Below are 22,580 nucleotides of genomic sequence, written 5' to 3' on the forward strand. Positions count from 1 at the left end.
CTAATGGAAAATATTATTTACGAATCCGTTCCTGTCAACCACAATCCTTTTACCGGACCGGAAATACTCTATACTGTTCCAACCACCGAACCCCAAAAAGAGATCTGGATTTCGTGTATCATGAATGGGGATGATGCCAGCCGCTCCTATAATGAATCTGTGATAATTAACATGGTTGGCATCTGCTGTCGTTTTTCGATGGCTACAGCCCTGAAGCAACTTGTTTCCAGACATGAATCATTGCGTGCCAGTTTCAGTACTGATGGACAAAATATGTTTGTTTACCGGGACTATCCGATTAATCTTGTATATGAAGACATTTCTAACTTAAATGAAGAACAGCAACAGGCTTATTTGTCGGCCTATGCAAATCGTGATGGTAATACGGCTTTCGATTTAAGTAAAGGTCCATTGTTAAGACCCGCACTTTTAAAATTAAGTGAACAGATTCATCAATTACACCTTACTGCACATCATATAGTTTGCGATGGCTGGTCGATGGGTGTAATAATACAAGACCTTGGAAATCTATACAGTGCATATGTGAGAAATGAAATACCGGTGATGTCTCCAGCGCCAACTTTTTCATCATATGCTGTCGGACAGCTCAATCATTCCCTTACTGCTGAATATAAAGCTACTGAAAAGTACTGGGTAGATCAGTTTGTTTCCTTGCCACCTACATTGAATCTGCCATTGGATTTTGACCGTCCACTGCACCGGAACTTTAAAAGCCATCGTGATGATTTTTTACTCGATAACCCGCTGGTTGAAGCAGTAAAAAAGCTTGGCGCTAAGTCGGGTTGCAGCCTGGTAATGACCATGCTTGCAGGTTTTGAATTGATGTTACACCAGATCACTGGTCAGAATGATATTACAGTCGGCCTGCCCGCTGCCGGTCAATCCGTTACCGGCAATGAAAATCTGTTAGGTCATTGCGCTAATCTTCTTCCTCTCCGCAGTTTTCCTTCGGATGAATTGAATTTCTCTGACTATCTGAAATCCAGGCAGAAAGCAATCTTAAACGCCTACGATCATCAGCAATTTACATTTGGCAGCCTGCTCAAGAAACTTCCGATCACACGGGATACTTCGCGGGTACCGTTGGTGCCGGTAGTTTTCAACTTCGACAGGAGTACTAACAATGGTGTTTCTTTTCATGGCTTAAAGCATAAGGTAATAAACAATCCCCGCTCGTTTGAAACGTTTGAGATCTTTGTGAATATCATTAGTTCTGAAGATGGTTTGATACTTCAATGGTCTTATAACAACAGCCTTTTCACTGCTCCAACGATAAGGAAATTCATGAGCAGATATGAAACAATACTTCGTTCAATTGTAGCTAATCCCCTACTGAGGATTGGAGACCTTGCTGCCCGGTTCAATTTAAACACCCGGTTTGAATACCCGGGTAATCAGTCCGCAAGTGAATATCCACGGAAGGCTACATTAGTGGACCTTGTTAATAAACAGGCTGCCAGTACACCTGGGGCGACTGCCATCTCCTTCAACGGGTCAGTATATTCTTATCAGCAGGTACAAGTGATGTCAGACCAGTTTGCTGCTCAACTAAATGCTGCAGGGACAACAAGTGGCGATGTTATCGGATTGATGGTGGAACGATCTCCGCTTGTGCTCATTGCAATGCTTGCGATCATGAAAACCGGTGCTGCTTATGTCCCGGTTGATCCGGAATATCCAAAGGACAGGATCAGATATATGTTAGAGGATTCGTCCGCCAAATTCCTCCTGACATCTCAGAAATATGCGGGTAGCAATAACTTGACATTGACTGAATTGTTGATTGAGGACCTATTAAAAAACATGGATGAACTTTCATCATCTTACTCACCCAAAGGCATAACCGAAAATGATTTAGCTTATATTTTATATACATCAGGTTCAACTGGTAAACCAAAGGGTGTGAGGATCATGCATTACAACCTTGTTAATATGCTATTCAGTTTCCGCCAGATCCTGGGTATAAAAAGTTCTGACCGGATGCTTGCTATTACAACTGTTTGTTTTGATATATCGGGGATGGAATTTTATCTGCCATTAATTTCAGGTGCGTCAGTGGATATTATTGGTTCAGAGGTAGTGAGAGATGGATTTGCCTTATTAGAAAAGATCAGGATGGCAAAGCCAACCATTATGCAGGCTACTCCTGCAACCTGGCAGATGCTTCTTGAGGCAGGTTGGCAAAAAACCGAAATAATACCTACAATTTGCAGTGGTGGTGAACCTTTGCCCCTCGATCTTTCCAGGGAATTGTTATCAAGATCTAAATCATTATATAATCTTTACGGACCTACAGAAACAACCATCTGGAGTTCCGCTAAGTTGATCCAGGCGAGTGATATTCTCATTACAATTGGCAAACCCATAGCAAATACGAGGTTTTATATCCTGAATGCCGATGGTACACCGGTTGCAGAAAACGAAACTGGTGAAATGTATATCGCCGGTGACGGTGTTGGTGCCGGTTATCATAATCAACCCGAATTAACTTCGCAGCGTTTTTTGCCGGATTTGTTTTCTGATAGTCAAGGGGCGATAATGTATCGTACCGGAGACCTGGGAAAATTTCTTCCGGGTGGAGACATTCAATGTCTTGGCCGGATCGATCAGCAAATCAAGATAAGGGGTTACCGCATTGAACCCGGCGAGATTGAATATTGTTTATCCCGGCATGCCGCCGTTACAAAATCAGTAGTCATTTCGAGGGAAGACCAACCCGGAAATAAAAAACTGGTAGCATATGTTGTTCTCACAAAACCGGTAAAGGAAGATGTGAACCGGTTAATTGGCCAATGGAAACAGGCTATCAAAGATTTTCTGCCGCCTTACATGTGCCCGAATGATTTTGTGATAATTGATGAGTTACCATTGACGCCTAATGGCAAGATAGACCGCAAGTGTTTACCAAAGCCATCGGGAGCAAAAGAAATGTTTGCAAAAAATCATGTGCAGGTGAGCCGTTTTGAAGCAACATTGATCGTCATCTGGTCAAAAATTCTCGGGATCAATAATCCAGGACGAAATGATGATTTTTTTGAGCTTGGAGGCCATTCACTGATCGCGATCAGAATGATGTCAATGCTTGAAAAGGAAACAGGAATTCAACTGCCGGTCTCAGTTCTGTTTGATTGTCCCACGATTGCATCTCTTGCCTCCAGGTTGGAAAGCAGGCAGCCCGCAAAACAATTCGAAAGCCTGGTATCAATGAAAAAAGGTGACGGCAAGATGCCACTCTATATGGTGCATGGTGCCCGCGGTACCGTTCCTATTTTTAACCGCACTATTGAGCATCTTCATCCTGATCAGCCAATCTATGGATTACAGGCAAGAGGGTTGGACGGCAATGCACCGATCGTTGAAACTATAGAGGAACTTGCATCAAACTATATTAGTGAAATTCTTGTAAATAACCCGGATGGCCCTTATGCACTTGCGGGTTATTCTTTCGGTGGGCTTGTGGCATTTGAAATGGCCAGGCAGCTCAAGGCAATGAATAAAGAAGTAAAAGCGCTGATTATTTTTGATACTTATGCAGATGCTGCCAATGCAAAACATTCAAGAACAGTTGCCAGGTTTCACCGCACCCGGATAGCTCTTATGCGTGGTGCTTATGATATCCGGTCTTTTTTCAAAAATCCCATTGCTAAGATCCGTTATGAACAGGAGGAGCTTAAAACAAAGCTGCATAAACCATATAGAAGAATCAAAGGTTGGGTTGAAGGAAAAGAAAAAGATCTCTTCTACTACAAGTATAAAATTGAAGAAACAAATCTGAAGGCGAAGTCAAAATACCTGCTGCATGAATATGATGGTATCGTTGAACTTTTCCGTGCCACCGAGAGAACATATTACCACGATGATCATTTATTCCTGGGCTGGAAACCTTATGCAAAAGGCGGGGTACGGGTACATGAGATTCCAGGTGAACATAACAAAATTTTCCTGCCACCAAATGTTAACGAACTGGCAAGAAAACTTCAGTTATGCCTTGATAAAGCTGCGCAAAAAGAAACCCAGGAAATTCCGCTATTTTATCGCAAGCGCATGATGGAAGCTGTATAATATATCAAATAGAAATTTTATCAGCAAAAGAGAAGCGTTTAAAAAAAGTTCAGAGAAGCATGTAAAAAAATTAAAGAAGCTTTATCAAAAGGCAGCTTATGGAATTGATGGAAATGGTTTGTGTTGATTGCCGGTTTATACCCGGTTTGCTATGGGAGGATGAAGAAGATCCAGGGTTGTCAACTGTGCAGATATACAGGATCTTTATCAACGATCACATGTCGAACCTTAAACAATATAAAAAGCTGCTTAGTGCCGATGAGATTTCGCGGGCAAAACGATATCATCATCTGAATGATCATGACCGTTTTATTATCAGTCGGGCCGTGCTGAGAATGTTGCTTGCCAGGAAGTTGTTGGTTCAGCCTTCAGAAATTGTTTTCAACAAGGGTATCAATAAGAAACCTTTTGTTGGGGAACCTTCAAATGCTTCCATCGAATTCAATGTCGCACATTCAGGAGAGTATATACTGATTGCAATTTCTGATTCACCCATTGGAACGGACGTGGAATATATGGACCCGGGTTTTCATTATTCGGAAGTGATGAAATTTGCATTCAATGAAAATGAGATGGCCAGCATCGCGAACTCGGCTTCTCCCCTCACTACGTTCTATTTATTATGGAGCAGGAAAGAATCTTTGCTCAAGGCTACTGGCAAAGGTATCAGCGATGATTTATCTGTCACGGTTTGTCTTGACGGAACGAACCAGGTTAATGCTTCTGCCATCGGTTCGAAATTCAATTGGAGAATCAATAGTTTTATGGTCGGGCCAGGTTATATAGGAAATATCGCATATTGCTCAGATAAACCTATCTATTTCAGTACTGTTAAAAATGACCGGATATTGGCAGACTAAACCAGAGATGCATTGCCATTGTCACCTAAATCGGAATTTTTAGTATATTTACGCAACAAAATCCATTACATATGTCGATCCTCAATACAAACAAAGACAAAGACAAAAAGAAAGGTAATCAGAATGCCGGTAAACCCGGATTTCCCGGCTCAAAAGGGAAAAGCAATACCAATAGCAAAGCCGCTGCTAAAAACACGAGGATTACCGGCCGTTCTCAAAGAGGCTCCTGATCATTTTTACATTAATTCTATTTTAAAAAGCATACCCACAATATATTTGTGGGTTTTTTGTACAATGGATCTTTTGGATTCTACAAACTTTTTTGAAGGATAATTATGTCTCAGTCTTTATACATTATCATTATCGCGATCGTTTTTCTTGTTGGTCTTGTCATTGGTTTGATTATTAATAAGTACAGGCTCGGGAATAAGATTAACCTGTTGACTTCTTCCAAAAATTCTGTTGAAGAACAGTTCTTTAAAACTGAACTGCAGTTAGAAAACAGTTCCAGGGCCCTTGAGGAACAGCGATTAGCGGGCCAGGTAGGTCTTCAGACCATTTCAAGGCTTGAATCACGCCTGGAGCAACAATTGATTAATGAGGTTTCATTAAAGGAGTCACTTAGCCTGGAAATTACAGCAAAGACCAATGTATTTAATGACAGGGACCAGTTAAGGGAGGTCTATACTTCAATTAAAACAAAATACGATGAGTTGCTGCTGGCAAACATCACAGTCAATAACGAAAAGAGCCGGACAAAAGGGCAGCTGGAAGAATACCGGATGAAGGAGCAGACTTTTCACAAAGAGATTGCCGATCTCTCTGCAAGAACTGAAGAGATGCGAAAAAATCTTGAAACAGCGGGACGGGAGAAATCAGATTTCCTGAGAAATATCCAGGTTTTACAGGCTGCTAATACAGAGCTTGTAGGGCAGAACCACAGCCTTGCCGCTAAGTATAGTGAGTCTTTAAAAGCGATTGCTGAACAAAAACAATTTATTGCCGAAGCACAACTTGCCCTTAAAACCTCATTTGATTCCCTGTCAGCTGCAGCGCTTGACAAAAACAATCAGTCATTTCTTGATCTTGCAAAAACCGAACTAAAAACACATATCAGTCATGCCCAAACGGATCTTGACAAACGCCAGCAGGCAATAGATATACTTGTGAAACCACTTGGTGAATCTCTGACCAGGATGGACGAAAAGATAAACACACTCGAAAGCAAACGGGAAGGAGCCTATGGTAACATCAGCACTTTGCTTGACCAGATGAAACTTAGCACCGCGGCTCTCGATAAAGAAACACGTAACCTGGTTACTGCTTTAAAAACAAGTCATACCCGGGGGCGTTATGGAGAAATAGCTTTAAGGCGACTTGTGGAATTCGCGGGAATGATGGATCAATGTGATTTCCAGGAACAGGTGACAACAGAAGGGGAAGCAGGTAAGCTAAGACCTGATATGATCATCAGGCTACCTGAGAACCGTAGCGTTGTGGTTGACAGCAAGGTGCCATTGAGCGCTTATCTGCAGATCTTTGAAACTGATGATGCGGAAACTCAAAAGCGATTATTACAACAACATGCAGCAGCAATACGTATTCATCTTAAACAGTTAAGCGCAAAAGCTTATTGGGACCAGTTTCCGGAAGCCCCTGATTTCGTTGTTTTGTTTATGCAGATAGAGTCCTCATTTGGAGCAGCGTTGCAGGAATGGCCGGAACTGATTGAAGAGGCGCTTAACAACCGCATTATAGTAGCGACACCAACTACCCTGATCACCATTCTCCGAAGTGTAGGATACAGCTGGAACCAGCTAAAAACAATGGAAAACATTGAGTCAATCCGTGACGCCGCTGTTGAACTGTATGAAAGAAGTGCTATCCTGATGGAACATATGGTAAATATTGGAAAGGGGCTTAACGGAACGATAAACCATTTCAATAAAGCCGTGGGCAGCCTGGAAGGCAGTTTTCTTCCACAAGGTCGTCGTATTCAACAGATGAGCCAGGCATATATTAAGAAACAGCTGATTGCTGCTACTCCAATTGAGCTGGCCGTAAGACCAATTACCTCTTTGCCACCGCAAAAAGATGAAAATGATCTGACAGGAATTGAATAACCGGATATTATTGAAAAAAAGATCTCATCAAACAAAAACAATTCTTACCGTTTGATGAGATCTTTTTTATTATTTGCATCTATTCAACTTTCTTGCTTATAGAAGTTTCCGCTACAGTTCCGAACCAGCCGTAGATTTTTGATTTTCCCTGCGGATTGGAATTCATAATATTTGAAGGAACATTTTGTAAAACCTCAGAAAACATTCCACCACTTGCCATTTGATTTATGGCCTGTTCCCAAAAGCTGAAAGAGCTTTTGCTAAGTGATCTCATCACTACTTTAACTTCATCTCCTTTCTGATAAGGCTTTTCTCCGGATGTCACCCCCTCAGTAAATGGAGGAATAAATTCATAACCATCTGAAATGCCTTCATAAAATGACCCATCTATACTCACCATATCATTCAGATAAGTATTTCGTGCTCCGTTTCTATAAGTCTGGATCCAGTAGTAATCGGTGCCGCCGGGAAGGTCCCTGGCATGAAACTCTGCATAAAAACCCTGTTTCTCAAAATCACCTGAACCTTCCTTAAACTCTAAAGTGAGAGAATCAAATGTCGTTACCCTTGACAGATAATCTGTTGCTTCAAAAGTTTCGCCATTCAAGGTGACATTTAGTTTGTATTGATGTCCAATTACGCCGATCGCCTGGCTGTTGCCCGGATCGAAAATATAAGCACCATTGTTAAAAACGAAGTCGTATGATTTTCCCTCGGTGATATCAGTAACCCGGATAGCAGCATTATCTATGGTGCGGGGCTGAGCCTGGTCCTGGTAGTTTACAGCCTGTAGTAATTTAATAGATTGCAAGCCTGGTTTGTCGCTGATCCAGGCATCCATATATATAAGTTTTTCTCCGTCCGGAAGATCAAGCTCGATGACTTTTTCACAGGAACTCAAAAGCAGGAGCGAGATAAGTATATATAAAGAAGACAATAGATATTTCATTGGGTGAAATTTAAAATTTAAAGTTCCAGGTAATAGAAGGTATAATGGTTCCGATGATTGATAAGCGTACCGCTTCTTTTTGTTGCGGGTTATCTTCGTTCTGTTGGAAATATATAGAGTATGCATTCTGCCGACCATACACATTATATAGGCCAAACACCCATTCAGTTTTGAGTTTTTTTGTTTGTTTTCCTTTCCAGGTAGCAGAAATATCCATCCGATGATAAGCAGGAAGGCGGAAATTATTTCTCTTGCCCGTGCTGTTAAATGGAATTGGCTGTCCCTGGATGTCAAATCTGATATCCGGAAAAGTTGCCGGGGCACCAGTGCCATAATTGAAGCTACCGGATATGTCCCAGCGCTCAGTTAAGGTATGTACAACCGAAACGTTTATTACATGTGTGCGGTCGTACCGGCTGAGATACCATTCGTTTTTACTGATGCCATCAGTCTGCCTCCATGATTTTGACCAGGTGTAGTTTATCCATCCCTGCCACTTTCCGGTTTCTTTTTTCACTTCAAGCTCCACCCCATAAGCCTTCCCCTTGCCAGTAAGAAGGTCAGCCTCTACAAGCTGATTTAATTCGAGATTAGCATTATCAATATAATCAAGAACATTATGCATTGACTTATAAAAAACTTCAGCAGAAAATTCAACCGGTAATCTTTCTGGTATCGTAACTATACCTACTGAGAATTGATCTGTAACAGAAGGGCGAATATTGTTCGTGCTTGGAAAGTAGAGATCTACCGGCGTTGGAGATGCGGTATTTGAAAGAAGGTGAACATACTGTGTGCTCCGGCCATAAGCAGCCTTGGCATAAGTATTCTTCTGGACGGTGTAACGCAACGATACTCTTGGCTCAAGGTAAGTCCAGTTATTTACCGGCTTTTTGCTTTTTACCACTTCTTCCCTATCCAGTGGCTTCCTAATGTTTGGCGTAGTGTCACGGAAATGATAAACCGTTGTGCCACCTAAATAGGCATATTGACTTAAACGAACACCGGCCTGTATATTCCATTTTGGTGAAACCTTCCAGGTGTCTTCAACAAATAAACCAAGTTCGGATCCGTAACGGTTTTTTAGAGTGATATCGCTTTTGTCACCATCGCTTGTGCTAATGCCTTGTCCGGGATAGAAGTTATAATAAACGAGATTGAAGCCTGTTTTAAGCTGATGCCTGTTATTAATAAACCAGGTGAGAGTTGGTTTCAGACCGTAGGTTTGAATATCTGATTTCCAGCTATAGCTTTCATTTTTGTTTTCTTCCGATGAGCTGAATCCCAGGCTATAATCGTATTTGGAATAATAAAGACTCGTGTTCAGAAATAACTTTGGGGTAAACAAGTGGTTCCATCTGAGCGTACCAGTGGTATTTCCCCATTTGAAACTTGCTTCATCGCCAACGCCAAACACGTCCCTGCCGAGATATCCACTCAGGTAAACCGTGTTTTTGTCATTGATTTCATAATTGGCCTTTGCAGTAAGATCATAAAAATACAGGGTATTGTCGCGATCTTCTTTCTTTAAAAAAGGTTTTGAAAGCACATCGATATAAGAGCGCCGGCCTGCAATTATAAATGAAGACTTGTCTTTTTGAATAGGCGCTTCAACCGCGAGCCGACTGAAAATATTTCCGATGCCGCCATTTACAGCAAGTTTCTGGTTGTTTCCGTCTTTCATCCGAATATCCAGAACAGAAGATGTTCTGCCCCCGTATTCTGCCGGGAACGCACCTTTATATAAGGTCACATTTTTCACAGCGTCGGGATTAAACACCGAGAAAAATCCTAAAAGATGTGAGGAATTGAAAACCGGCGCCTCATCCATTATAATGAGGTTCTCATCCACGTTTCCACCACGGACATTAAAACCCGCGGCACCTTCACCAACTGATGTGATACCCGGAAGCGTAAGTAAGGCTTTGATTACATCGGGTTCGCCCATGAATGCAGGTATCTTTTTTATCTGCCCTGCACTCAATTGTTGAATACCCAGACCTACTGTATTGGTTCTTTTCAGTTTCTTTTCACCAGTTACGACTACTTCCTGCATTTCAGTTGCCCTGGAGTCAAGTACGAGATCCATTGAGATATTGGCGCTGAGTTTAATTTGTTTCGTGAAGTTTCCATAACCCGCATAACTAACTACCAACTCGTAGTCGCCACCAGGAAGTGATACTGAATAGAATCCATACGCATTCGACTGAACATTTACAGCAGCATTTGCGATACTTACTGTTGCATTAATCAATGCTTCGCCGGTCTGTTCATCTTTTACATAGCCACTTATTACAAATAACTTCGCCTGTTGTGCATGAACGCTGAAACAGAACATTAAAAGGGTAACAAGAAATGCCGGGCTGGCGAATTTCTGTCGGATCATATTTTTTTGTTTGCAAAGATGACATCCCACCAGCTCATCACCCCTACCGCTTAAAAAATATTTAGAAAATCTTAACATATGTAAAGTAAACAATAAAGTCCGGCGTGGCCGGACTTATATTTCAATTAAAAATCAAGCTGGGCTTAATTTTTTGTAGTGCTATCGGTTAATGTGCCGTTTTGGATAAACCTGATTTGTATTGCTTTGTCGTTATTCGGCTCACCTGGTTGTCCGGCAAACAAAATGGTATAGGCTTTCTTATCTGCAACCTCAATTGTTCTTGTTGCGCTGATATTGCCGCCGTTTTTTATCTCTATATTAATTGCGCCGGGATTAACTGCGAAGAACGATGACACTTTTGTGAATGGTGCAGCTTCGTTTACAGCTTCGGTAGCTCCGCTGTTTATTTTCACAACCGGCTGGCTGGAATCCGGAATAGCATTTACATACCTTATATAAGCCTTTCCATCAGTTGAGGAAAGGCTATCAAAATTGTCTGTGACCACAATGTTCTTATACACAGAATCAGCTCCTACTACAAAAAGAGAATAATACTTGTCGGGCTCAAAATTAAAATTTGATTCTGTGAAACCAGCATTTGAAATGAAGTCATAGGCTTCAACCGTCCGGTTGCCCGGGTAGATGTTTATATATTGCCCGGTGAATGCTGTGTAACTAAGTGGAGATGGATTTATAGAATTTCCGGATAACGCGATCCCAACAGCCGGTTGGTCAGATGCCAGGTTGAACGCCATTAACCCTGCTGCCGGAACATCAATATTATCGTTGTCCGATTTATTACAGGCTGTAATCATTACCCCACTTGCTGCAATAAATATCAGTCCAATGCCGAATTTTCTGAATCTTGACTTTACACTTTTCATGACTTATTCTTATTGGTTGACGGAAGTTTAAAATTTATTATATCACAAAATTACCTTTTGCGTAGATAAATTGTTACTTAGTGTGAATAGCTTAGCAGAGCATTAACTTTCCATTGATTTGTTCTTAACAGTGATATTAAGACCGGATTAAATTTTACTAAAATAACCTGCGAAGTTGGTTTGAATTGACAGTAAACACGTTCCGGTTTGGGTTTCCGGAATCACATTGTTAGTATCTGTATATGGGATGTCTGATACTAAAAATCACCTGTACTAAAAATCATCTGGAATGAACTTCTAAAATTGAGGTAAGCGATGCACTGATGTCTTCGAGGCTTCCACCTTTTTCAAGAAAACCATGAGCGCCACATGAGATTACTTTGGAAACACTAACATCTGTGTTGTCTGTGCTGAAAGCAAGAATTTTTATTTCGGGGTATTTCGATCTTAGTTGGCGTGTAGTTTCAAATCCATCCATTTCCGGCATATGGATATCCAGTATGCAAATATCCGGTAACGCGTCGCCTTCCAGTTTATTTAATAATTCTATACCGTTGGAGGCTTCTATCGTTATCGCATAACCGAGGTGGTTCAGCACCTCAATCAGGCCTTGCCGGAAGATCTTGTGATCATCCACCAATGCTACGGTTATTTGGGAAGTTTGTTTCATTTATAATGGGCAATAACAAATGTATAATTCCTCATCTGCTCTTTACTTAAATGCCGCAGCCGTTTTATAAAACCGGTATTTTATGACGGCACGCTAAATGTTTTTATGTACTAAATTACTTTTTTCAAAAAATCATTTGGAAATCCGGCGCCGGCATCAAGGCATAAAAATGCCCGGTAGTTAAAAACCACCGGGCACAACCATCATTTAAACCTAATTTACTGCCAACTGATTTGCTGCTGGAGTAACAGATACAAACATTGTATCTTTTTTGCCTGTTGTATCTTTCTTGTTTTTGTCTTTTTTGCCTTTTTTCTTTTGAGTGCTATCCTGGAAGGGTTGATCACTCATAGTTGAATAATCTTCATGAATATAAGAGTTTCCAGTGTTCGTCAATGCAGCAAAAACGCCAAATGATAAAAGGGCCAATCCCCCGGTTACAAATATCTTTTTCATACTTATAGTTTTAAATTATTGAAAATTTATATAGTGCGTACAAAAATTGTACTAGCTATCTTTTGAAGTTATCTAATAAACAAGACAAGAATTTTGCGGAGAATTTGCTGAAATGTGGAATTTTTGACCGTTAAAACGCATTTATGAAGTCGATCTGGCAAGAAACACCAGGTAAGATCCGGGAAGTACAGCAAGCGATCAGCCAATTGTAACAAGCGGAGCAATGTCGAACATTCCCGACTCTGCAAGGCTATTAAAGAGATAATTTTTGGCGCAATGGTCGAATTATTGCTGACAGTGCAAAAGCCTGGTTAATAAAGTAAATGCGGAATGAATCCGGAGGAAATTCGGCGTATTTTTGCATGATCGACTTTGCTTCCATATGATCTGAATAATACTTTGTTTATTGTCAGGAACAGATTATAGAAATTAAAGCAGAAAATATGAAAGTCATTATTATCGGGGGTGGATTTGCCGGCATGAATCTCGCAAACAAACTCGCGCGTTACAAATCAATCCAGGTCACGCTTGTTGACCGGAATAATTACAATTTTTTCCCTCCTCTTTTATACCAGGTTTCAACTTCTTTTATTGAGTCGTCAAATATCAGTTATCCATTCCGGAAGATGTTTCAGCATAAAGAAAATCTCCGTTTTTATTATGGCTCCCTGATCAACATTGATCATGAATCAAAAACAATCGAGACAGACAATGGTAAACTGAATTATGATTACCTGGTGCTGGCGATGGGTACTGAAACAAATTATTTCGGTATGGAAAATGTCCGGAAGTTTTCTTTACCGATGAAAACAATTGATGATGCGCTTAACATGAGGAACCACCTCTTGTTGAATATGGAAACCCTGATCAGGACCAATGTTGATGTCGAGCGGCAAAAGCGGAGGGTAATCGTGATTGCTGGTGGAGGCCCTACCGGTGTTGAACTTGCAGGGATGATTGCCGAGATGAGCAAAAATATTCTGGCAAAAGATTATCCGGAACTCAATTCACCCAAAGGCTCTATCTACCTGATTGATGCGGGTGATGCACTACTTGGACCAATGAGTAAGAAATCGCAGAAAGAAGCTTTTAAAGTACTTGATAAACTCGGGGTTCATATCAAACTAAATACAGCTGTTAAAGACTATGTGAATGGTGAAGTAATTTTATCAACCGGTGAAAAAATCTGCTCTAACACCCTGATCTGGGCAACGGGAGTTATTGCCCGCGAAGCCCCTGGCCTTCCTTCAACGAGCATTGGAAGAGGCCGCCGTATACTTGTAGATGAATACAATAAAGTTCTTGGCACTGACTCGGTGTTTGCTATTGGGGACCAGTGTTTCCAGACTAGTGATAAGGATTTTCCTAATGGTCATCCCCAGCTTGCCCAGGTTGCGATTCAACAAGGCAAGTTGCTGGCTCACAACCTGGAACGGATGCGATTGCAAAAACCACTTGAAGCGTTTCACTATAATAATAAAGGTTCAATGGCCATTATTGCGAAATATAAGGCTGTTGTTGATCTTCCCCGGAAAGGATTTTTCTATGGTTTTTTTGCGTGGATTATCTGGCTTTTTATTCACATCATTCCAATAGCCGGCTATCGGAACAAGGCTAAACTGGCATACAACTGGTTCTGGTCATTTATTACAAATGATCCGACCCTCCGGCTTATCATCAGGCCCTCAAAAAAGGAAGACATATTACAGGGCAAAAAAGAGATTGAACAGGATGTTGAAGACAACGGTACATCTCCATTTGGTGAAAAACCCAAGGATAAGCTTCCGGCTATAGCGCAATCGGCTAATCAACCCGGGATAGTTCCTCCGAAAACAGTTGAAAAAATTAGCTGAAACTCGAGTTGCATTGCGCGTCCATTACATTGAACATCAATTTATATGAGACGATATTTAATTTTTCGCTTTAGATATTAAAGGATTAAATATAGCTACCGCTACCCTTGAATCCGCGCAGCCATAATAGAGGAACCATTTATTGCGATGAAAAACCAGGCCCTCAACAAATACGGTTCCGGCCGGGTACTGTCCTGATTTTTCAAAAGGCGCTTCAGGAACGAAAAATGGTTGGTCTAGCCTGCCGATTGCTTTAGTGGGATCGTTCAGATCAAACATTACCTGTCCGGCGCAATATGAGTTAGCAGTATAATTTGTGTCCCTGTCGGCATCACTCCTGTTTTTGCCATTATAAAGCAGCAGTATCCCACTGGCAGTAATGATCGCCGGTGGACCACATTCAGTAAGATCACTGTCAAAAAATCCTTTGCGGGTTGTTATCAGCTTTTTCAGTTCCCCGCTTTCATCAAGTAATGGTTCCCAGTTCACCAGGTCAGTGGAGGTGGCTGCATGTACAGAATGTTCGCCCCAATAGATCCAGTATTTCCCGTTGATTGTAGCAATTACAACTTTTCCCTTAACCATTTTTGTTATGATAGAAGCGGACTTGGAAGCCATGTCATAAAATCTTCCTCCATGAGCTGTTTTAAATATTGAACCGTGCTTTTCCCAATTAATAAGGTCTTTTGAGATTGCAACACCAATCCTGGGAACCTTGTTGTTCCACTGGGTATACAACATAACATATCTGCCGTCTTCGGTCATTGCAACCCTTGGATCCTCACAACCTCCCCGCCATTCCACTTCTTTTTGTGAGTCTTCCGCCGGATAAAGAACAGGTGTTTTGCGACGCTTCATTTTTATGCCGTCTTTACTTGTTGCCAGCCCGATCCTTGAGGTCCTGAAGCCGATACCTATTCCCGACTTATCTTCTGCACGATATAAAACATGTATTTTTTTACCTTTTATGGTAGCTGCAGGATTGAAGGTATCATTGGATTCCCAGTCAACCTGCTCACCACGCATCGGGCAGAAAAAACGTGTAAGACTATCAGGTGAAATGATGGGATTAGCATTTGCAGGTCTGATGAAGGGACCAAAAGCCCAATCCGGAAGTACTCCGGTACCCTGGGCAGCATTTACAAAAGGAAGCAACAGTAAGACAAAAACACCTAAGTATTTTGAAACACTTTTATAAAACCTGCTGAATTGAGGAAACGATATTATGGCAATCATATGAAGCAATTAAAGATGATATCAATCAGGAACGGAAAAGGCCGACGTTCATTAAAGCATTCAATTTAAGTGAAAATCTTTGAAGAGCCATTGGATTAAAAGCATGATTGTGTTGACTATAGTGTGGTATAATTACTAATAAGGTTCATGGGAATGCCCCATCAATAAGTAAATTCATTTATTACTTATAGGCCATATCTTCATTTGCGAAAGAGAAACATTCAAAGATTATTACGAATGGAAATTTGAATGCATCTTTGATTTGTCAAACAGAATAATCCTAATCCAATACCCCTGATATACCAACCCAATCCAAACTATGAAGGCCCGTAAATCCGTACCTTGAAGACTAATTGATCCGCTATCCCTTCTTATCAGATTACTGAATAATTCCAGGGATACAATAAAAGCCCCGTCGAAAGACGGGGCTTTTGTGTTTAACAAAAGCCGCCTTTATGACGACTCCTGGTTTTATCGTTATGGTCGGTTGCGTTTATAAAAGCCTGTGCCTCCGGTACTGATTGAGCAAAGGCTTCCGGTACTGATTGAGCAAAGGCCTCCTTTCCTGATCAAAACGCGTAATTCACAGCGCAATGGCATCGTAATTTTACCAGGTTTTGTGATCGTAGTAAAACTATAAATAAGTATAACTAGTTAAGGAACCTAAGATCATTGTTCATAATTGAATTTTGTATGACTGGTGTTGATTTTTAAACGAATTTTTGACTACATCTTTGTGTGGTCAATACGAGATATCAAATCAGTTGCAACCTGATCCTAACCCTAAGAAAACCATCCGAATCCAAATCCATCAGAAAAATCAAACCAACAAATCCTAATCCTAAAGAAGCCCAAACCAATCCAAATCCGGTAGAAAAACCAAACCAACAAATCCTAATCCTAAAGAAGCCCAAACCAATCCAGATCCGGTAGAAAAGCCAAATCATCAAATCCTAATCCTAAAGAACACCAAACCAATCCAGATCCGAAGAAAACCAACGATTCTCGTAGACGACAAATCCTGATCCTAAAGAAAACCAAACCAATCCTTATTCTGGGAAAACCGACCAAATCCAAATCCAAAATCCTGAACAAACCCAGCATGAATCAACGGTCTGAAGAGGGAGAGCCCTACCGTAAATCCAAACATTTGAAAACAAAGAAATCCTGTATTCCTGAACGAATTTGAACACAATCATACTCCAGGAATAATGAATCCCGCGGCTAATACCGCGGGATTCTGTTTTTAATTCTTCCCTTTAGTTTATTTGGTAGCCGATAGGTTTAAATGTAAAATTATTTGACATTCCGGCGGAACAAGCTGTTAGTCCTACAATCAAATCCATTTCTGCCAATATGGTAATTGAATCACCGGCTTTACTTCGCGGAGGTAAAACAGCAATTTTTCCTGTCTCCCCATTTACAGAAACATTCATGAAAACATTAAAGGTGACAGGTATCTCATCGGGAAGGATCCCATAAGGTTCAAGAGCATTACAAAGGTTACCAAAACATCCACGATGTGGTTTATCATGCCCATAAATTTTCCTGAACATCTCCGCACTGCAAGGTGTCAAAAGAAAGTCGTGCCTTCCAACATTATCTTCAACAATTTTAAACATCAGGTTGCTCCGGTTAGAATAGAAAGGATCGCCTGTTGATAAAAATATTTTCTCTGCATAATCGATGGTTCTGCCTGAAGACAAATACTCTTTCTGATCTTGCAAATTAAAACAAACCAGGTCTGCTACCTGTTCACCTTCAATGTCCGTTATCTTAAGCAGCTGATTTTTTTTCAGAATGAAGGCCACACCCGATCTTGGGGGAATAGTCTGAAATTCACTCATGATTAATTTTTAAAGGGCAGGTCCAGCCAGCGTCATAAACTTTGCCGCTATATTGAAAAGTTTCGGAGCGTTCACCAAAATCGCTTAACATAGGATTGATGCTACCGGTTATATCCACATCACGTTTTCGTATCACCATTTTCATTTTTTCAAACCTGTTGTCTGCGCGTAATTTTTCAAACTGCTGATGTGGATTAAATACGATTGCAGGATATTTAAAGTTCCTTGCATGACGCGAACTTCCCGGATGCAATCCTATGATAAAAAACGCTTCTTCCTTCAGACTGAAACTAAAATTTTTGGAGTCAGGATTGCTTTCAACTCGTTTATCATATTGATAGTTCTGACAATCGAGGTCGTGAAGCGCCTGGAGTTTTCTCCATAATAACGACTCAAATTCATCTTCCGATATTTTGCAAGGACCATGAAACAGGACGGCCGCTGATGTAAAATGATCGTCATTTTCGCGATAGCTATCAACAAAATCATATAAGAATTGCAAAATCGACTGGTCATCGATGGGACATGCTAAATGTGGTGATTCATAAATCGCAATCTTGCCGGCTTTTACCGCTGAACGGGCAGCAATGCATGGAAATAACGAATTGTTTATATGATCAATAAAGGCCTGCCCCGGGCCACCAGGGCTTAATAAAGTACCCGCTGATTGTTTTGCATGTTGCATACTATGATGAATAGTTAGTGAAACACTGGCATCTCAATATCAAGTTGCTTTAATAATTTAAAATGCTTTTTTGCCTCTCTTAAAAAGGAATAACCTTTCCGGAACGACCAATATGGATAACCGTTTTTGTTATTATAACTCGAGATCCGGTACAGTACCTTCCAGTGATGTAAAAGTATCCGGTAAGCCTGGAATATATTGTTACCATTACCATAAACATGATGTGGTTCGGCACCGCTTCCATTGTACTCAAGTATCGAAAAATTTTTGCCTTCTTTCAGATCCTCGATTGACGAACATTTTATATCGTACCTGCCATAATAAAAGTGACCTGCATAATGACTAAAGCTATCAAACAGCGCCAGTAATTTTTCATCTTTTTCACTCTCCAGGCTCACCAGTTTTCCACCACGGCTCAGGTTCAGCGCCAGAGACAGATAATAGATTTCTCCTTTCGGTATCACATCGTTCAACTTATTTATATGTTTCACCCGCATTTCCTCCTGTTTGAACCTGACCCTGGGGTAATTCCTGATCAGTTCTTCCAGGGTTGATTTGCCATCTCCGGTTACCTGGAGATATTCTTTCCGGATAAAGCCGGTAATAGTTCCTTTTAAATGGCCAGGCAGCCGGTAATAAAACACGCTTACCTCAATGGGATAAGGAATCAGTGTTTGGATAATATAATCAACCGGCATTTTAGTATGATAAGAGTTTAACGACTCAGACGATTCAATTCGTCGAAAAAGGAATCCCATCATACCCACATCAGGCTTAACAGCCAGCGGGAATGTTAGCCCCGCTTTTTTCAATTTTCTTAATACCAGGTCAAACGATTCCTCCTTTGAAATTAACAAACTTAAAGGGTAGGTTCCGGGAGGTAACTGATCATACATCTCATGCTTACTTTCACCCTCGAATCCGCCAAAGGTCAGAGTAGGATTTGAAGGGGTGAAAAACCACAATGACCTGGCTCTTAGACAATACCAAATCCACGCCGGGTATAGCGGAATGTATTTCAGATGATAATGCCAGGTTTCCCAATGCGTAAGTTTATAAAAGAATGCACTGAGCCATTTTATCAATCCATTTGCTTTCCCGGAACCAGGTTGTTCCAGATTATCTTTAATTGAATCCACAGAGATTTTTATGTATGTTGATTTTTCCCGACGTAATGTACATCATTGTGTATATTTTTATTTTCTTCTTCAATGTCATTGGCTGAATGATTTCCAGGACCAGGTACTGCCATGCTCCGGAAAAATTCGCTCTGTATCAACTCCTTATTGATAAATGCCCCGGCTACCCCTCCCGCAGCAATTGCATTTGCCAGCGAACGAAGCGGAGAGCAATTATCACCGGCCGCAAACACACCCCGCACAGAAGTTTGCTGATATTGATCTACTTTAATATGTATGTTGTGAAATTCACATCCTAATTCTTCAGGCAGTGTACTATGCTGTTTCATAAATGGTCTTGCGTAGGCCACATTAGCATCCATGCTCGTGCCATCTTCAAAGTATATACACTGAAGATATCCATTTGTGTGATGGAGCCGGTTTATTTTCGTTTCAATAATTTTTATGTTTTTTTCTGCCAGCAACTGGTACTGATCCTTTTCCAGCTCTGCCTCACCGTTAGTTACCAGGGATAACTTGTCGGTCCAGTGACTAATGAGTTCCGCAAATTCAAATGCAGTCGTCCCGGATGCAATTATTACCGTGTTAATGCCCCTGAATTCGTATCCATGGCAATATGGACAATGAAGTACCGAAATTCCCCAGCATGCTTCAAATCCATTGATCTCCGGCATCTCATCTTTAAGACCCGTCGTCAACAATATTTTTTTTGCCTGCAGCACCTGCCCTGTGATGGTGGTTAGTTCAAAATAATCATCCACCGCTTTTGCTGTTTCAACTATATCTTTTAAAAAATTCACAGTTGGATATTGCAAAACTTCCTGCCTGGCAATAGAAGTTATTACTGAAGGACTTCGACCATCCTGTCCTAACAGGTTATGTGACCTTGGTACCGGTTTATTGCAGGGGTTGCCTCCATCAACAATCAAAACCTCACGCATCGATCTTCCCAGTGCCATTGCCGCGGATAGTCCTGCATAACTTCCACCAATTATTATCACATCGCTTAATGCCATTTCCCTAATCTTTTGAATTTGCTCCTAAAATTTTCGGTCTGCCCCTATTATTAGAATATATTCCTAATAATGGAATATACCCAAGCCACAACACCTACTGCAAATATAATACGAAGCAATTAACAAATGCAACTATGTTGCAAATAATAAATATATGTTTTAGAATTGACGCCCTTTTAAATAATGCCGGGATTAAAAATTCAGACCAGCTGCTATAAACTTTTTTTCGAACATACGGTGTCCGGTTTCGGACATTTTACGAGTAGATATATCTCGTATTAAACTGATTTTCAGAGCAATATCAAACTGGCTTAAATCATGATTCAGATATTGGTTCTATATCCAAACAGTAATCAACTAAACTCCATCACAAGCATATGATTAAGAATTATTTCAAGATTGCATTCAGAAATCTTTGGCGTCACCGTGTCTTCGCGACCATCAACGTCCTCGGTCTTACCGTGGGGATGACCGCATGTTTCCTCATTTTTTTGTATGTAAAGTTCGAGTTGAGTTATGATTCCCTTCATTCGAAAAGTTCAAGCATATACAGGATGGTCAGTGATATCAAGACTCCATCAGAAACCATCAATGCAGGCGGACCTTCCTGGGCTGTGGCTCCTCACCTTAAAGCTGACTTTCCTGAAATTGAACAAGCTGTAAGGGTTTCTGGTGCTGACAATATGCTGATCAGGAAAGATGATATAAAATTTGAAGAACCCGATGCCATTTACGCAGATTCAGCTTTTTTTAAAGTTTTTGACTTTGAACTAATCAAGGGAAGCCGGGAGAAAGCGCTGCAGGAGCCATTCAGTATTGTATTTACAGAAGCTGCAGCAAAAAAATATTTCGGAACTGCGGACGCTATGGGTAAAACCTTGCTGATTACGGGACGAGCGCAACCGGTGACTGTAACAGGTATAATGAAAGATATGCCGGAAAACTCCCTGATTAATGAGGATGTGATTGTTTCGATGAACACACTTACCCAAAAATTTAATCCAGGTCTTGATGACCAGTGGGGAAACTATGGATCTTCAACTTATATATTGCTGAAGCCAAATACAGATGCGGCTTCCCTGATTAAAAAGTTTCCCGCTTTCCTTGAAAAGCATAATGGATCCGAAATGAAGGAAATCCAGATGTATCCGACCTTATTGCTGGAACCCCTGCGCGAAGTGTACCTGTATTCAACCCGCCTCGGTCAAAAAGGAGGAAACATTTCAAACGTGTATGTATTTTCTGTGATTGCCATTTTTATATTGGTGATCGCCTGTATAAATTTTATTAATCTTACCACTGCAAGGTCAGTTGAGCGGGCAAAAGAAGTGGGTATCAGGAAAGTTGTAGGAGCATTAAAATTTCAACTTGCCAGGCAATTCATTGCAGAGTCTGTATTGCTGTGCATCATAGCATTTTTTGTTTCTGTTTTACTGGCAAGCTTATTATTACCAGGTTTTAATACGCTGGCAGGCAAACAAATCAGCACAGGGATATTCAATAATCCTGGTAATATTCTGACACTTTTTGTTTCATCTGTGACCATAGGTCTGCTCGCAGGAATCTACCCTGCCTGGGTACTCTCTTCTTTTAAACCAATTACTGTGCTGAAAGGAAAATTTTCAACCAGCACTCGTGGTATCATCCTGAGAAAAGGCCTGGTAGTTGCACAATTTACAATCTCAATAGCGCTGATCATTGCGACCATTATTGTCTACAACCAGATGGATCATATGCGTAAGCAGGATCTTGGATTTATTAAGGAACAAGTCATGGTTATCGATACTAAGGGTGAAGACGCAAAATTTGCATTAAACCTGGCTGTCCGAGATTTACCGGGAGTTGTTTCCACTGCAATGTCATCCAGTGTACCGGGTGGTGGTAATCCTGGTGCATATTCAGAAATCGAAAACAGTAAAGGGGATCTGCAAATAGCAAACCTGGATTTATATTTTGTAGATTATGATTATATACCGAACTATAAAATGAAGATGATTGCCGGCCGTTCGTTTTCAAAGGAGTATGGTACAGACACCACCAAAGCAATGGTCATCAACGAAGCAGCTGTAAAATTGTTTGGCTATAAAACTCCACAGGAAGCAGTGGGCAGACGTTTTAAACAATGGGGACGGGAAGGCCAGATAATCGGGGTTGTAAAAAACTTCAATTTCAGGTCCCTACAACAGGAAATAAAACCTATAACCATGAGGATTGAACCTAATGGGGCTAACCTGCTTTCCGTAAAAGTGCCGACATCTAATCTGCCTGCAACTATTGCTGCGATTGAAGGCAAATGGAAAACACTGATTCCAAACCGGCCTTTCAGTTATTTTTTCCTGGACGAATTTTTTGATAAACAATACCGGAGTGAAGAAAGATTCGCAAAGCTGTTT

The 22,580-nt window shown here is 40.9% G+C and carries 16 protein-coding genes; 6 read left to right on the plus strand and 10 right to left on the minus strand.

Features of this window, described 5'->3' with window-relative positions; genetic code table 11:
• The first annotated feature begins 3 nt into the window (after window positions 1-3).
• The 4 genes from VK664_RS10070 (at window position 4) to VK664_RS10085 (ending at window position 7,066) form a co-directional block, all read left to right on the plus strand.
• Complete coding sequence (locus tag VK664_RS10070) at window positions 4-4,083, plus strand: non-ribosomal peptide synthetase (RefSeq protein WP_461398523.1); 4,080 nt, start codon at window positions 4-6, stop codon at window positions 4,081-4,083.
• A gap of 98 nt (window positions 4,084-4,181) precedes the next feature.
• Window positions 4,182-4,943, plus strand: coding sequence for a 4'-phosphopantetheinyl transferase family protein (locus VK664_RS10075; RefSeq protein WP_461398524.1), 762 nt, complete (start codon window positions 4,182-4,184; stop codon window positions 4,941-4,943).
• 71 nt (window positions 4,944-5,014) lie between these two features.
• Window positions 5,015-5,173, plus strand: coding sequence for a hypothetical protein (locus tag VK664_RS10080; protein ID WP_461398525.1), 159 nt, complete (start codon window positions 5,015-5,017; stop codon window positions 5,171-5,173).
• Window positions 5,174-5,278: 105 nt separating this feature from the next.
• Window positions 5,279-7,066 (plus strand): DNA recombination protein RmuC, encoded by a 1,788-nt coding sequence (locus tag VK664_RS10085; protein WP_461398526.1) that lies wholly within the window; start codon window positions 5,279-5,281, stop codon window positions 7,064-7,066.
• A gap of 79 nt (window positions 7,067-7,145) precedes the next feature.
• Here VK664_RS10085 and VK664_RS10090 read toward each other — a convergent pair whose 3' ends face one another.
• The 5 genes from VK664_RS10090 to VK664_RS10110 all read right to left on the minus strand — a co-directional run bounded on the left by VK664_RS10090 (window position 7,146) and on the right by VK664_RS10110 (window position 12,411).
• The gene (locus VK664_RS10090; protein ID WP_461398527.1) at window positions 7,146-8,015 is read right to left on the minus strand and encodes a DUF4249 domain-containing protein; all 870 of its coding nucleotides are present in this window, start codon (window positions 8,013-8,015) and stop codon (window positions 7,146-7,148) included.
• A gap of 10 nt (window positions 8,016-8,025) precedes the next feature.
• Window positions 8,026-10,401, minus strand: a complete 2,376-nt coding sequence (locus tag VK664_RS10095) for a TonB-dependent receptor (protein WP_461398528.1) — start codon at window positions 10,399-10,401, stop codon at window positions 8,026-8,028.
• 143 nt (window positions 10,402-10,544) lie between these two features.
• Window positions 10,545-11,285 (minus strand): DUF4397 domain-containing protein, encoded by a 741-nt coding sequence (locus VK664_RS10100; RefSeq protein WP_461398529.1) that lies wholly within the window; start codon window positions 11,283-11,285, stop codon window positions 10,545-10,547.
• A gap of 280 nt (window positions 11,286-11,565) precedes the next feature.
• Window positions 11,566-11,955, minus strand: a complete 390-nt coding sequence (locus VK664_RS10105; RefSeq protein WP_461398530.1) for a response regulator — start codon at window positions 11,953-11,955, stop codon at window positions 11,566-11,568.
• Window positions 11,956-12,168: 213 nt separating this feature from the next.
• Window positions 12,169-12,411, minus strand: coding sequence for a hypothetical protein (locus tag VK664_RS10110; protein ID WP_461398531.1), 243 nt, complete (start codon window positions 12,409-12,411; stop codon window positions 12,169-12,171).
• 443 nt (window positions 12,412-12,854) lie between these two features.
• Between VK664_RS10110 and VK664_RS10115 the strand changes: the two genes are divergently transcribed.
• Window positions 12,855-14,264: an NAD(P)/FAD-dependent oxidoreductase gene (locus VK664_RS10115; RefSeq protein WP_461398532.1), complete on the plus strand. Its 1,410-nt coding sequence runs from the start codon at window positions 12,855-12,857 to the stop codon at window positions 14,262-14,264.
• Window positions 14,265-14,321: 57 nt separating this feature from the next.
• Here VK664_RS10115 and VK664_RS10120 read toward each other — a convergent pair whose 3' ends face one another.
• From VK664_RS10120 to VK664_RS10140, 5 genes are all read right to left on the minus strand, one after another.
• A complete protein-coding gene (locus tag VK664_RS10120; protein WP_461398533.1) occupies window positions 14,322-15,500 on the minus strand; it encodes a glycoside hydrolase family 130 protein in 1,179 nt (392 codons plus the stop codon).
• 1,259 nt (window positions 15,501-16,759) lie between these two features.
• Window positions 16,760-17,347, minus strand: coding sequence for a DUF1989 domain-containing protein (locus VK664_RS10125; protein ID WP_461398534.1), 588 nt, complete (start codon window positions 17,345-17,347; stop codon window positions 16,760-16,762).
• Complete coding sequence (gntA, locus tag VK664_RS10130) at window positions 17,340-18,032, minus strand: guanitoxin biosynthesis heme-dependent pre-guanitoxin N-hydroxylase GntA (RefSeq protein WP_461398535.1); 693 nt, start codon at window positions 18,030-18,032, stop codon at window positions 17,340-17,342. The genes VK664_RS10125 and gntA overlap by 8 nt, the downstream gene beginning before the upstream one ends.
• Window positions 18,033-18,046: 14 nt before the next feature.
• On the minus strand, window positions 18,047-19,171 hold the full coding sequence (locus VK664_RS10135) for a hypothetical protein (protein WP_461398536.1): 1,125 nt from the start codon (window positions 19,169-19,171) through the stop codon (window positions 18,047-18,049).
• Window positions 19,172-19,179: 8 nt separating this feature from the next.
• Window positions 19,180-20,187 (minus strand): NAD(P)/FAD-dependent oxidoreductase, encoded by a 1,008-nt coding sequence (locus tag VK664_RS10140; RefSeq protein WP_461398537.1) that lies wholly within the window; start codon window positions 20,185-20,187, stop codon window positions 19,180-19,182.
• Window positions 20,188-20,564: 377 nt separating this feature from the next.
• On the opposite strand from VK664_RS10140, the gene VK664_RS10145 reads away from it, so the two are divergent.
• Window positions 20,565-22,580 (plus strand): ABC transporter permease (locus VK664_RS10145; RefSeq protein WP_461398538.1); only part of this gene is annotated, 2,016 nt, incomplete at its 3' end.

Source organism: Flavitalea sp., assembly GCF_035489435.1.
In the GTDB taxonomy this organism is placed as follows: domain Bacteria; phylum Bacteroidota; class Bacteroidia; order Chitinophagales; family Chitinophagaceae; genus DATHKG01.

Bases quoted from the DNA above. Each gene is read 5' to 3' on its own strand.
- VK664_RS10070 (WP_461398523.1), top strand. From the start codon at position 4: ATGGAAAATATTATTTACGAATCCGTTCCTGTCAACCACAATCCTTTT.
- VK664_RS10075 (WP_461398524.1), top strand. From the start codon at position 4,182: ATGGAATTGATGGAAATGGTTTGTGTTGATTGCCGGTTTATACCCGGT.
- VK664_RS10080 (WP_461398525.1), top strand. From the start codon at position 5,015: ATGTCGATCCTCAATACAAACAAAGACAAAGACAAAAAGAAAGGTAAT.
- VK664_RS10085 (WP_461398526.1), top strand. From the start codon at position 5,279: ATGTCTCAGTCTTTATACATTATCATTATCGCGATCGTTTTTCTTGTT.
- VK664_RS10090 (WP_461398527.1), bottom strand. From the start codon at position 8,015: ATGAAATATCTATTGTCTTCTTTATATATACTTATCTCGCTCCTGCTT.
- VK664_RS10095 (WP_461398528.1), bottom strand. From the start codon at position 10,401: ATGATCCGACAGAAATTCGCCAGCCCGGCATTTCTTGTTACCCTTTTA.
- VK664_RS10100 (WP_461398529.1), bottom strand. From the start codon at position 11,285: ATGAAAAGTGTAAAGTCAAGATTCAGAAAATTCGGCATTGGACTGATA.
- VK664_RS10105 (WP_461398530.1), bottom strand. From the start codon at position 11,955: ATGAAACAAACTTCCCAAATAACCGTAGCATTGGTGGATGATCACAAG.
- VK664_RS10110 (WP_461398531.1), bottom strand. From the start codon at position 12,411: ATGAAAAAGATATTTGTAACCGGGGGATTGGCCCTTTTATCATTTGGC.
- VK664_RS10115 (WP_461398532.1), top strand. From the start codon at position 12,855: ATGAAAGTCATTATTATCGGGGGTGGATTTGCCGGCATGAATCTCGCA.
- VK664_RS10120 (WP_461398533.1), bottom strand. From the start codon at position 15,500: ATGATTGCCATAATATCGTTTCCTCAATTCAGCAGGTTTTATAAAAGT.
- VK664_RS10125 (WP_461398534.1), bottom strand. From the start codon at position 17,347: ATGAGTGAATTTCAGACTATTCCCCCAAGATCGGGTGTGGCCTTCATT.
- gntA (WP_461398535.1), bottom strand. From the start codon at position 18,032: ATGCAACATGCAAAACAATCAGCGGGTACTTTATTAAGCCCTGGTGGC.
- VK664_RS10140 (WP_461398537.1), bottom strand. From the start codon at position 20,187: ATGGCATTAAGCGATGTGATAATAATTGGTGGAAGTTATGCAGGACTA.